This window comes from bacterium (assembly GCA_035945995.1).
In the GTDB taxonomy this organism is placed as follows: Bacteria; Sysuimicrobiota; Sysuimicrobiia; order Sysuimicrobiales; family Segetimicrobiaceae; genus DASSJF01.
This window is the reverse complement of sequence record DASYZR010000130.1, coordinates 1-12,036: the sequence shown is the minus strand read 5'-3', so window position 1 is coordinate 12,036 and position 12,036 is coordinate 1. Positions and strand designations below refer to the sequence as shown.

The following is a 12,036-nucleotide window of genomic DNA, read 5'->3' as shown; positions in this document are numbered from 1 at the left end:
GCCGGGGGACAACGTGACGATCGAGGGGGCGCTGATCACCCCGATTGCGCTGGAGGAAGGGCAGCGGTTCGCGGTGCGGGAGGGCGGCCGGACGGTCGGGGCCGGCGTGGTCGCCAAGATCCTCGCCTAATGGCCACCGCGGCCCGGGACGCAGGTTCGTGATACGATGACGACGACGGGATGGAAGGGGTAGGACGATGCCGCGCGACATTATCACGCTGGCGTGTAATGAATGCAAGCGCCGGAATTACACGCAGACAAAGAACAAGAAGAACACACCCGATCGGGTCGAGCACTCCAAGTACTGCCCGCGGTGCCGCAAGCACACGACGCACCGCGAGACCCGGTAGGCAGGGCGTTTTCGATTCGGCAGGACGTAGGGGCGTAGCTCAGTCCGGGTAGAGCGCTGGTCTCCAAAACCAGTGGTCGGGGGTTCAAATCCCTCCGCCCCTGCCAGCAAATCTCAAAGTCGCCGGTCGATCCGCCGCCAGATGAACACCCCATCCACCGAGTCCGGGGTCCAACCCAGCACCTCGACAAGGAAGCGCAACGCGTCGTGCTCGTGCGGGGATGGACCCAACAGGATCGTCCTGATTCGCTGTCTTTTCAACACACCGATGATCTGCGCCCGAAATGCGGACGTGACGGCCGGCGCGTGTCCGGTATCTTCAATGTCGATGAGCGCGTCCGATAACGGCGTGGGCGCCGGCCACGGCCCCCGCCCCTGCCCGAAGGCGTAGCCCTCGGGCATCTTGAACGTGAGGCCGGCTTCGGCCTGCCACAGCATCGCCGTGGCGCGATCCTCCGTTGAAAACGGTACGATAAGGGCCGGGGACTCGATATGCTGTTGCGCGCGAGGGAGCCGAAAGAACTCGGGTACCTCGGCGTGGGTGACCGGGTAAGGCAGCGGCACTGTCGGCAGCAGGAAGACCACAACGGCGAGACTCGCCGCAAGCCTCGCCAGCCGGCGTGCCTGCGACACGGAATCGTCGGAAACATAGATGGCGAGTATGAGCCCGGCGAACAAGTAGATATACTGGCCGAATCGCGTCGTCAAGACGTCCCGCAAGAACGGAACGCGCTCCACCAGCCGCCACGGCAGGGGAATTGCGCTGAGCGAATGTCCGGCGACGTGCAGGGATGGTCCCAGTGAAAATATCACGGTTGCCAGCAGGATGGCCGAAAGGAATCGGACGTTCCCGTCCGCCCGCTTGATGTACGCGATGATCCCGAGCAGCATGATGAGTGGGAGGCCGAGATATGTGTTCCACTCCCCCAAGTTTCCCGAAAAAAACGAGGTGAGTATGTGCGTGCTGACCGTGGAAAGCGCCTGCACCGAGGTGGGAAGGATGAAACTCAGCGAGTCCGCCACATAGATATCCGCTGACTCGTGAATCGGGTGATACGGCTGCCAGGGTCCGAAGAACGCCAGGTAGAGCGGGTAGGACAGCACCAGAAGGGCGATGATGCCGGCCACGAGCAGACTCTCGGTCCCGTACACTACCTGTCCTCGTGACAGAGCGCGTCTGCGGGAAATCAGCAGCAGGCATGTCCCGACCGCGGCCAGGAAGACACTCATCAGCAGGCCTTCGCTGTTGATGAAATACTGGATGAGCGTAAGGAAGGCCAGCTTCATGCCGTTGAGCCAAGGCGCGTGCTGTTGGGTGACAAAGATGTCGTACAGCACCAATAAGAACAGCGGCGGCGTGAAGGCGATAACCAAATGCGGGTGACCGACGGCGTGGGCCGTCATAAAAGGGGAGAAGCCGTAGACGGCCCCTGCCAGCACGGCCGCGTAGGGCCGGCATCGGAAGAGCCGGAGGGCGGCGTAGTAGGCGGACCATGCCGATGCAGCCATCCCCAGTATCATCGCGGCATTATACGAGAAGATGGGGCCCAACGCCCACGTGAGCGGACTCACGACGAGCCCGACAAAGGGCACCGCGGTATTCCAGGCAAGGTTGGCGCCGGAATCGGAGAAGATCCAATTCGTGAGTAGCGGGTTCAATCGGTGAGAAAGCGCGTACGGGGTCCACGTGAGAAACCACATGAATGACATCGGGTCCGATCTCCCAAAACCCGTTCCCCCGCCAACGTACGCCGTGGCGGGGTGAGACAGGGCCCGCACAAACAACGCCGAAGCGAAGAGAATGTAGAGCGCCAGCGACAAGATATGCAGCCCGGCGTTCCTGCCTGGTGCTGGCCGTTGCGCAATGGAGGCACCCGGCGCCGGCTGTCGCAATCACAGCATCCCCATGTGTTGCTCGGGACTTCGGTCCTAGTCCCCCGGTTCCTTTCCGTTGTTCTCGCGCTGACCAATTTGTACTTTGAGCAGGCGCCACAATCTCCGTGCCCGAATGACCCTTATGGCGATCTTGCGGCAATCTTACAGAGATCTTGCACCGATCGTGGCGGAGGACCAGAACGTGGCGTCATCGGGAAGTGGATTCTACTCCAGTTGGGATGAACAGGATCTTGCCTTGGCCCAGACGATTCGAGCCGTTCGAGCGATTCGCGGGACGGCGCGGCCCCGCGCGGAGATGCCGGGCGTGGGGGTTCAGGAAGAGATTCGCGCGGCCCTCGGCCATCTGTGTTCCGCGATGGACGGTCTGGTTGGGTGGATGCAGCAACGGGGGCAGGTGCATTCGGAAGCGCTGCAATTGGTCGTCAGGCTCCGGCAGGCGGGGGACGCCGTCGCTCAGTGCATGGCCGAGTGTCCGGTCGATGTGGTGCTTCAAGAACCGGAACTGTCCGGCTAGCCCGGCGCCCCTACGGCGACAACCGACCGAGAAGAACGCTCTGTTCAGGAGGCCGGCACGCGCAGCCGGTAGCCGACGCCGGGCTCCGTCACGATGTAACGCGGCCGGGCCGGATCCGGCTCAATCTTGTGGCGGAGTTTGCTGACGTTCACCCGCAGCAGATTGCCGTCGGTGAGGTAGCCCGGGCCCCAGACCTCGCGGAGCAGCTGGCCGTGGGTCATGACCCGCCCCGCGTGCACCGCGAGTGTCTTGAGCAGCGTGTACTCGACCGGCGTCAGCGAGACGTCGCGGCCGCCAACCGTGATGGTGTGGCACGTCCACGGTCAGGTCGCCGGCCGTGATGACCGGCTCGTCCGCCGGCTGCGCGGCGTGTCGCATGGCGACCCGCATGCGGGCGAGAAGTTCGCCCATGCTGAACGGCTTGGTGAGGTAGTCGTCGGCCCCGGCGTCCAGCGCGGCGATCTTGTCCGCGTCCTGGCCGCGGACCGACAGGATGAGGATCGGTGCCTTGGACCACTCGCGAAGGCGCCGGGTGACCTCGACGCCGTCCTGGTCCGGCAGGCCGAGATCGAGGATGATCAGATCCGGACGCACCGTCGCCGCGGCCTCCAGCCCTTCGCGCGCGGAGGCCGCCTCGAAGAGCCGATAGCGCTGCGCCGACAGCGACGTCCTGAGAAACCGCCGGATCGCCCGCTCGTCGTCGATGACTAGGACGCGCGGCACGGCGTCGCCCATCCTGAGGCGCGGTCCCCCTGTTCCGCCGGCTGCGGGAGCCGGACCGGCAGCGCGAAGGCGACGACGGCGCCTCCGTCCCGACGGTTCGCCGCCCAAATCCGGCCGCCGTGCGCGTCGACGATGCCGTGACTGATGGCGAGCCCCAGCCCCGCGCCGTGCCCGGCGCCGTCGTGCTGCACGCGGTAGAACTTGTCGAAGACCCGGGTCACGTCGCCGGGCGGAATCCCGAGACCGCGGTCTTCGACCCGGATCTGCACTTCATCGCCGGCCAGGCGCGCCTCGATCTCGATCGGGGCGTCGGGCGGCGAGTACCGCATGGCGTTGTCGAGGATGTTGACGAGCGCCTGCGTCACCAGCGCGAAGTCCATCGGCACCGGCGGCAGATGCGGCTCGAGGCGCACGCGGATGTCCCGATGCTGGGCCGTCTCGCCGAGCTGCGCGAGCGCCGCGCCGATCAGGTCCTCGACGTCGCCGGGTTCGACCCGGAGCCGCAGCGTCCCGGCCTCGAGGCGGTTCATGTCCAGCAGGCTCCCGACGAGATGGTTCAGCCGGTCGGCCTCTTCCTTGGCGTTTTGGAGCAACTCGCGGCGGACGGCGTCGTCCACGGGGGCCGAGCGGTCGGCCAGGCTCGTCAGGGCCCCGGTGATCGACGCGAGCGGCGTGCGCAGATCGTGGGAGATCGAGTTGAGCAGCGCCGTCTGCAGCCGTTCGGTCTCACGGGCGATGTCGCCGCGGCGGGCCTCCTCCGCCAGCTCCACCCGCTCGATCGCGAGCGCCGCCTGACTGGCGAAGGCGTCGAGAAGCCGCCGCTGCTCCGGGGTGAGCCGCGGTCCCAACGCCGGCGGCTGCACGCCGAGCACGCCGACGACCCGCTGCGCGGTCTTGAGCGGCATGTACCGGGCGGCGGCCGCCGGCAGCGTGTCCGTGGCGTAGCCCGCGGCGTGGCCGTGCCGGAAGGCCCAGTCCGCGACCGCCCGCTCATTCTCGGTCAGCGGGAAGCCCGGGGTCGCCAGTCTTGGTTCGAGCGTATCGCTCTTCGGCAGGAAGATCGCGACGCTCCGGCAGAACGTGGCCGCGATGTGGCGGCTCACCTGACCCAAGATTGCGTCGAGGTCGTTCGTGGCGGCGAGTTCCCCGCTCAACGCGTGCAGCGCCGCCATGTACGCCTCCCGGCTCCGGGCCGCCTGCGCCTGCTCCCGCGTGCGGCTGGCCAGCGTCCCGATCACCAGTCCGACGACGAGCAGGGCGGCCACCGTGACCAAATACTGCGAGTCGGCCACCGTATATGTAAACGACGGCGGTCCGAAGAAGAAGGCGAACGCGGCGAGGCTGATCGCGGCCGCGAGCGTCGCCGGTCCGCGGCCCCACTGCACGGCGACGATGACCACGGCCAGTAGGAAGAGCATCGTCAGATTCGCCTGGGCCCAGACCCCGTGCACCAGCGCGCCCACCAGGACCCCGAACGCCATCACCGCCGCGCCGTAGAGATACGCTTTGCCGTAGAGGACCGGCCGCTCGCCTGGCGCGTCCGGCGTGCGCGTGTGCTCCGCGGCCGAGCTGATCACGTAGACGTCGATATCGCCGGCCGCGCGCACGATCCGGTCGACCACCGAGCCGTGGATCAGCTGGATCCATCGGGGATGGTGCGACACCCCGACCAGGATCTTGGAGACGTTTTGCGCCTTCGCGTACCGGATGATCTCCTCGGACGCCCTCGTCCCGGGCACGCTCACCGTCCGCGCCCCAAGCTCCTCGGCGAGCCGCAGCGTCCGCGCGATGCGGTCGCGCGCCGCCTCCGGCAGCGTCGCGTACTCGGGCGTCTCGACGTGGAGCACGATCCATTCGGCGTCCAGCCCCGCGGCCATCCGCCGTCCGGTGCGGACGAGCCGCTCGGCCAGCGGGTCCGCGTCGATGCAGACCAGGACCCGCTCGCCCGCCGGCCACGGGCCCGCGATCGCGTGCGCCTCCATGTAGGCGCGCATTTGATGGTCGACCTGGCCGGCGAGATACCGCAGCGCGATCTCGCGCAGCGCGGTCAGGTTGCCCGGACGGAAGAATTTGTCGACCGCGCGTTGGGCCTGCTCCGGGACGTACACCTTGCCCTCGTGCAGGCGTTGAATCAGCTCGTCGGGCGGCAGGTCGACCAGCCCGACCTCGTCCGCCTCTTCGAGGATCTGGTCGGGAACCGTCTCGCGCACCGTGATGCCCGTGATCTGGGCGACGATGTCGTTCAGGCTCTCGATGTGCTGGACGTTGAGCGTGGTGTAGACGTCGATGCCGGCCTCCAGGAGCTCCTGGGCGTCCTGGTATCGCCGCGCGTGCCGGCAGCCGGGCGCGTTGGTGTGGGCCAGCTCGTCGACCACGGCCAGGTCGGGGTGCTCGCCGAGGACGGCGTCGAGATCCATCTCCTCGAGCGTCACGCCGCGGTAGGCGAGCTGCCAGCGGGGAATCACGGTGAAACCGTGGACGAGGGCTTCGGTCTCCGGCCGCTTGTGGGTCTCGACGTAGGCGATCGCGACGCGGCGCCCTTCGGCCTCCGCTTCGCGGGCCGCGAGCAGCATGGCATACGTCTTGCCCACGCCCGCGGCGTAGCCGAGGAAGATCCGCAGCCTGCCTTTGCGCTGCCGGCGCTCCTCAGTCTCGGCTTCCTTCAGGAGGGCTTCAGGGCGCGGGCGTGCTGCCTCGCCTGCGTGCGCGATGTGGGGTCACCTCATCCGATCCAGCCCTTGGTTCAACTCTAGCACATTCACGCGCGGTTCACCGAGGACGCCGAACTGGCGGCCCGCGGTGTGCTGCCGGATCAGGCGGTCGACCGTGTCGAGCGGCATGTGCCGGACGCGCGCCACACGGGCGGCCTGGTACTGCGCCGCGGCGGGGCTGATGTCGGGGTCCAGCCCGCTGGCGGAGGCGGTCACGAGGTCCACCGGAACCGGCGCCGTGTTGCCGGGATCCGCCTTCCGGAGGTCGTCGATGCGCTGCTTCACCGCGTCGAGCAGCGCCTGGTTGGTCGGCCCCAGGTTCGAGCCGCTCGATGCCGCGGCGTTGTCCGGGAACGGCGACGTCGCCGACGGCCGTCCCCAGAAGTACTTGGGGTCGGAAAACGGCTGGCCGATCAGCGTCGAGCCGACCACGCGGCCCCCCTCGACGATGAGGCTGCCGTTCGCCTGCCGCGGGAACAGCACCTGGGCCAGGCCGGTCATCGCCAGTGGGTAGAGCAGGCCGAACACGATCGTGGAGAGCACCGTCATCATAACCGACCGGTACACCTGCCGCCTCATGCGCTCATGCTCCCTTCTACCGCAGGCCCAGCACGCCGAGGATCATGTCGATCAGCTTGATCCCGATAAACGGGGCGATGACCCCGCCTAGCCCGTAGACCAGGAGGTTGTCGCGCAGGATCCGGGCCGCGCCCGCCGGCCGGTACTGCACGCCGCGCAGCGCCAGCGGAATCAGCGCGATGATGATGAGCGCGTTGAAGATCACCGCGGACGAGATGGCGCTTTGCGGGGTGGCGAGGCGCATGAAGTTGAGCGCCCCGAGCGCCGGATACGTCGAGGCGAAGGCGGCGGGAATGATCGCGAAGTATTTGGCGACGTCGTTGGCGATGCTGAACGTGGTGAGCGCCCCGCGCGTCATCAGCAGCTGCTTGCCAATTTCGACGACCTCGATGAGTTTGGTGGGGTTGCTGTCGAGGTCGATCATGTTCGCGGCCTCGCGGGCGGGCTGGGTGCCGGTGTTCATGGCCACCGCCACGTCGGCCTGGGCCAGGGCGGGTGCGTCGTTGGTGCCGTCGCCCGTCATGGCGACGAGCCGGCCGCCCGCCTGCTGCTCGCGGATCAGGCGGAGCTTGTCCTCCGGCTTCGCCCGGGCGAGGAAATCGTCGACGCCGGCCTCGGCGGCGATCGCGGCCGCGGTCAGCGGGTTGTCGCCGGTGATCATCACGGTCCGGATACCCATCCGCCGCAGCTGGATGAATCGCTCCTTGATGCCGCCTTTGACGATGTCCTTGAGATGGATGACTCCGAGGATCTTGTCGTTGCGCGAGACGGCAAGCGGCGTGCCGCCGGACCGCGCGATCCGTTCCACGACCGTGTTGAGATCCGGGGGCACGCCGCCGCCCAGCGATCGCACGTGCTCGACGATCGCATCGGGCGCGCCCTTCCGGACCACCAGGCCGTCCATGTCGACGCCGCTCATCCGCGTCTGCGCCGTAAACGGCACGAACCGCGCGCCCTGCGGCGCGTCCGGGCCGGTGCCGACCGTGCGGCCGCGCAGGCCGTACTGGTCCTTCGCCAGCACCACGCAGCTCCGGCCTTCGGGGGTCTCGTCGGCGAGCGAGGCGAGTTGCGCGGTTTCGGCGAGGTCCTCCGCGTTCGCGTGATCGACCGGAATGAACTCGACGGCCTGCCGGTTGCCGAGCGTGATCGTGCCGGTCTTGTCGAGCAGGAGCACATCGACGTCGCCCGCCGCCTCGACCGCGCGTCCGGACAGGGCGATGACGTTCCGCCTGATCATGCGGTCCATCCCGGCGATGCCGATCGCGCTCAGGAGGCCGCCGATCGTCGTCGGAATGAGACAGACGAGGAGCGCCACCAGCACGGTGATCGTCACCGGCGTGCCGCGGCCGGCCGCGCCGACGCTGTAGATCGAGTACGGCAGCAGGGTGGCGCAGACGACGAGGAACAGGATGGTAAACCCCGCCAGGAGGATGTTGAGGGCGATTTCATTGGGCGTCTTTTGGCGCCGCGCCCCTTCGATGAGGGCGATCATCCGGTCGATAAAACCCTCGCCGGGGTTCGCCGTGATGCGCACGAGGAGCCAGTCGGACAACACCCGCGTGCTCCCCGTGACGGCGCTCCGGTCCCCGCCGGACTCGCGGATCACCGGCGCGCTCTCCCCTGTCACCGCGCTCTCGTCCACGGACGCGATGCCCTGGATGACCTCGCCGTCGCCCGGGATGATGTCGCCGGTCTCGACGAGCACCACGTCCCCTTTGCGGAGCGTCGTGGAGGAGACCGTCTCGTAGGGCGCCCCGCGCTCCGGCCGCTTGAGCCGTTTGGCCGGCGTATCGCGGCGGGCCCGCCGAAGGGCCTCCGCCTGCGCCTTGCCGCGGCCCTCGGCCAGCGCCTCGGCAAAGTTCGCGAACACCACGGTGAACCACAGCCAGGCGGACACGCTGCCGATGAACGGCGCCGGCGCCTCGCCCCGGCCGAAGAGGGCCTGGAAGAACAGGATCGTCGTCAGGATGCCCGTGACCTCGACGACGAACATCACCGGATTGCGGACCTGCTGCCGGGGGTCGAGCCGCAGGAAGGAGTCCCGAATCGCGGTGCGCCACAACATCGCGGTCCGCGCGAATTCGTTTTCTACCGGGGCGCTCTGCGCGCTCATCACTTGAACACCGTGCCGGCCTGGAGCAGGAAGTGCTCGACGATCGGCCCCAGCGCGAGCGCCGGCAGGAAGCTCAGGGCGCCGATGATCACGGTGACGGCGGCAAGCCAAACAACGAACTGACCGGTATGGGTGGGCAGCGTCCCGGGACTGACCGGCACGATCTTCTTCGCGGCCATCGAGCCCGCGATCGCCAGTACCGGCACGATCTCCCAAAACCGCCCCAGCCACAGCACGACGGCGCCCACGTCGTTGTAGAACGGGGTGTTGCTGTTGATGCCGGCGAACGCGCTGCCGTTGTTGTTGCCCATCGAGGTGAAGGCGTAGAGAATCTCGCTGTACCCGTGCGGCCCTGGGTTGGAGGCGCCGGCCCGGCCGGCGGGCGTGGCCACCGCGAGCGCCGTGCCGATCAGCACGATCGTCGGCATGACGAGCACGACGACCGCCGCCATCTTCATCTCGAAGGCTTCGATCTTCTTGCCGAGATACTCCGGCGTGCGCCCCACCATCAGCCCCGCGACGAACCCGGCGAGGATCACGACGATCAGCATGTCGTACAGGCCGACGCCGATGCCGCCGTACACGACCTCGCCGAGATGCATCATGATCAGCGGTACTGCGCCGCCGAGCGGCGTGTACGAGTCGTGCATCGAGTCGACCGAGCCGTTCGAGGTGGCCGTGGTCGAGGTCGCCCACAGCGCGGAGTCGGCGATCCCGAACCGGACCTCCTTGCCTTCCATGTTGCCGCCGGGCTGCTCGGGGCCGGCCCGTTGGTCGACCCCGAGATGCGCGATCAGCGGGTTGCCGGCCTGCTCGGCCCACTCGGTTACTACGAGCAGCGGCAGGAACATCAGCGTCATCGCCGCGAGGATCGCCCAGCCCTGCCGCGTGTCGCCGACCATCTTGCCGAACGTGTAGCAGACGGCGGCCGGCAACAGCAGGATTGAGATCAACTCGAGAAAGCCCGAAAACGGGGTTGGATTCTCGAACGGGTGCGAGGAGTTCGTGTTGAAGAAGCCGCCGCCGTTGGTGCCGAGCTGCTTGATGGCGATCTGGGACGCTGCCGGCCCGACCGCGATCACCTGCTCGGTCACCATCACCGGCTTGGTCTTCTGGTGGCCCTGCGCGTCGAGCACCGGCTTCCCGTTCGCGTCGGTGACCGGCTCGTCGTACGACACCGGCTCGAGGAGCGTCGCGGTCTTGTAGGGCGAAAGGGTCGCGACGACGCCCTGGGACGCCAGCAGCAGCGCCAGCACCACCGACAGCGGCAGCAGGATGTACAGGCTGCTCCGGACGAGATCGACCCAGAAGTTTCCGATCGCCCGCGCCGACCCCCCGGCGCCCCCCGGCGCGGACTGGGGGGCAGGCCGGCGCGTCAGGCCGCGGAAGAGGGCGACCATCACCGCGAGCCCGGCCGCGGCCGAGACGAAGTTCTTGACCGTGAGGCCCGCCATCTGCACGAAGTACCCCAGGGTCGTCTCGCCGCCGTAGTTCTGCCAGTTCGTGTTGGTGGCGAACGAGACCGCGGTATTGAGCGAGAGATCCGGGGAGACGGCGGGCATCTTCATGGGATTGAACGGCAGGACGGCCTGCAGCCGCTGAAACGCGTAGAGGAGCAGCATGCCGGCGAACGTAAACAGCAGGATCGCGATCGAATACGTCTGCCACGACATGTCCTCGTCGGGGTCCACGCCCGACCACCGGTAGAAGAGCCGCTCCAGCGGACGGAGGATCGGGTCGAACATGGTCCGTTCGTTCATGTAGACGCGGGCCATGTAGGCGCCGAGCGGCCGGACCAGCGCGAAGACCACAGCGAGCACGAGGAGAATGCGCAGCACGCCGATCGTGGTCATACAAACCACTCCGGCTTCAGCAGCGCGCAGACCAGATAGATGAAGAGCCCGGCCGCGAGCACGCTCGCGAGCACGATCATGCCCGTCACCGTCCCATGAGCCGTGTCAACCCGGGGATCCACACGAGGGTCGAGACTAACAGCAGGATCATCAACCCGTTGATGAGGACGTCCGCCACTTGAGGGCGCTCCTACACCGAAATGAGCTCAGCCGAGCATGGTCAAGACGATAGCAAGGGCGACGTTACGAGGGTGTTTCGAAGGGGGCTGATGGTGTTAATAACTCGTGAATTCGCTCCAGGGCCACGAGGCGGCGTCAGGCCGTGGGAACTCTCCGGCCCAGCAGCGCCTCGCGAAAGGCCTGAACGCTTCCCGAGGGAATGATGGCCAGGACGATGTCGCCGGGGCGCAGGAGGGTGTCGTCGTGGATGACTTCGGCCGCCTCTCCTCGGACGAGGATCCCCAGTGCGCAGCTGTGGGGCAGCGGGAGGTCCCGGACCTTCTTGTCGATCGCGGGCGAGCCCTCGGAGAGCGCCACTTCGACGATCTCCAGGTGACCCCGCCGCAGCGAGGTGAGCGGAATCACATCGGCCACCTCCACCTCCTGCTCGATCAGGTGGTAAATGAGGGTCGTCGAGCTGACCGTCTCGTCGATGCCCAGGAGTTGAAACGTGACCTCGTTCTTGGGGTTGTTGATCCGGGCGATGACCCGTTTCACGTTGAACCGACGCTTGGCCATCTGGCAGATTACCAGATTGTCTTCGTCGTCGCCGGTGACCGCCGCGACCAGGTCTGCGCGCGCCGTCCCCGCTTGGTCAAGCGTCGTGACCTCGCACGCGTCCCCCAGGAGCGCGCAGTCGCCGAACTCCTCCTGCAGCAGATCGAACCGCCGCCGTGTCTTCTCGATGATGGTCACTTCCCAACCCGCGGCCCGCAGCGCTTTCGTGAGATAGTACCCGACTTTTCCGCCACCCCCGACGATGACGTACATGGCTACCGGCTCCTTTCGGGCCCCGCGGAGGGCAGCATGGCGACGTGCGCTGCCTGATAGTCTTCGACGCTCCGCCACGGTCGTTCGATGAGGAAGTCGTGACACATCCCCGCCCCCAGCAGCGTGGGTGAGATTGTGTCAATCCCCAACTCTTTGTACGCTTCGGCTCGGAGCGGATCGTAGATACGGGCGATGACGCGCGGCACCTTGAACTTGATCTTAGCGATCTGCGCGGACATGATGTTGCTATTGTCCCCGTTGGTGGTCGCCGCGAACCCGCCCGCGCGTTCGATTCCGGCCTTGCGCAG

The 12,036-nt window shown here is 67.3% G+C and carries 11 protein-coding genes, 1 tRNA gene and 1 pseudogene; 4 read left to right on the top strand and 9 right to left on the bottom strand.

Annotated features, from left to right (window positions below):
- The 3 genes from tuf to VGZ23_14915 form a co-directional block, all read left to right on the top strand.
- The coding region (tuf, locus tag VGZ23_14925) for an elongation factor Tu (protein ID HEV2358883.1) at positions 1-130 on the top strand (130 nt) is incomplete at its 5' end.
- 67 nt (positions 131-197) lie between these two features.
- Entirely contained in the window at positions 198-350 is a 153-nt protein-coding gene (rpmG, locus tag VGZ23_14920; GenBank protein HEV2358882.1) for a 50S ribosomal protein L33, read from the top strand.
- A gap of 28 nt (positions 351-378) precedes the next feature.
- Positions 379-456, top strand: a tRNA-Trp gene (locus VGZ23_14915).
- A gap of 7 nt (positions 457-463) precedes the next feature.
- On the opposite strand, the gene VGZ23_14910 is transcribed toward VGZ23_14915, so the two are convergent.
- Complete coding sequence (locus VGZ23_14910; GenBank protein HEV2358881.1) at positions 464-2,059, bottom strand: hypothetical protein; 1,596 nt, start codon at positions 2,057-2,059, stop codon at positions 464-466.
- A gap of 367 nt (positions 2,060-2,426) precedes the next feature.
- Between VGZ23_14910 and VGZ23_14905 the strand changes: the two genes are divergently transcribed.
- Positions 2,427-2,759 carry a hypothetical protein gene (locus VGZ23_14905; protein HEV2358880.1) on the top strand — a complete coding sequence of 111 codons (333 nt, stop codon included), beginning with the start codon at positions 2,427-2,429 and terminating at the stop codon, positions 2,757-2,759.
- A 44-nt stretch (positions 2,760-2,803) separates the two neighbouring features.
- On the opposite strand, the pseudogene VGZ23_14900 reads toward VGZ23_14905, so the two are convergent.
- From VGZ23_14900 to VGZ23_14865, 8 genes and pseudogenes are all read right to left on the bottom strand, one after another.
- A pseudogene (locus VGZ23_14900) lies at positions 2,804-3,494 on the bottom strand (response regulator).
- Positions 3,467-6,148, bottom strand: a complete 2,682-nt coding sequence (locus VGZ23_14895; GenBank protein ID HEV2358879.1) for a sensor histidine kinase KdpD — start codon at positions 6,146-6,148, stop codon at positions 3,467-3,469. Before VGZ23_14895 ends, VGZ23_14900 begins: the two are co-directional and overlap by 28 nt.
- A gap of 51 nt (positions 6,149-6,199) precedes the next feature.
- Entirely contained in the window at positions 6,200-6,772 is a 573-nt protein-coding gene (gene kdpC, locus VGZ23_14890; GenBank protein ID HEV2358878.1) for a potassium-transporting ATPase subunit KdpC, read from the bottom strand.
- Between the two features lie 16 nt (positions 6,773-6,788).
- A complete protein-coding gene (gene kdpB / locus VGZ23_14885; protein ID HEV2358877.1) occupies positions 6,789-8,837 on the bottom strand; it encodes a potassium-transporting ATPase subunit KdpB in 2,049 nt (682 codons plus the stop codon).
- Between the two features lie 47 nt (positions 8,838-8,884).
- Positions 8,885-10,738 carry a potassium-transporting ATPase subunit KdpA gene (gene kdpA, locus VGZ23_14880; GenBank protein HEV2358876.1) on the bottom strand — a complete coding sequence of 618 codons (1,854 nt, stop codon included), beginning with the start codon at positions 10,736-10,738 and terminating at the stop codon, positions 8,885-8,887.
- Positions 10,735-10,818, bottom strand: coding sequence for a K(+)-transporting ATPase subunit F (gene kdpF / locus VGZ23_14875; GenBank protein HEV2358875.1), 84 nt, complete (start codon positions 10,816-10,818; stop codon positions 10,735-10,737). Before kdpF ends, kdpA begins: the two co-directional genes overlap by 4 nt.
- 235 nt (positions 10,819-11,053) lie before the next feature.
- A complete protein-coding gene (locus VGZ23_14870) occupies positions 11,054-11,728 on the bottom strand; it encodes a TrkA family potassium uptake protein (GenBank protein ID HEV2358874.1) in 675 nt (224 codons plus the stop codon).
- A gap of 2 nt (positions 11,729-11,730) precedes the next feature.
- Positions 11,731-12,036, bottom strand: a 306-nt coding sequence (locus VGZ23_14865) for an NAD-binding protein (GenBank protein ID HEV2358873.1), incomplete at its 5' end; no start/stop codon positions are given.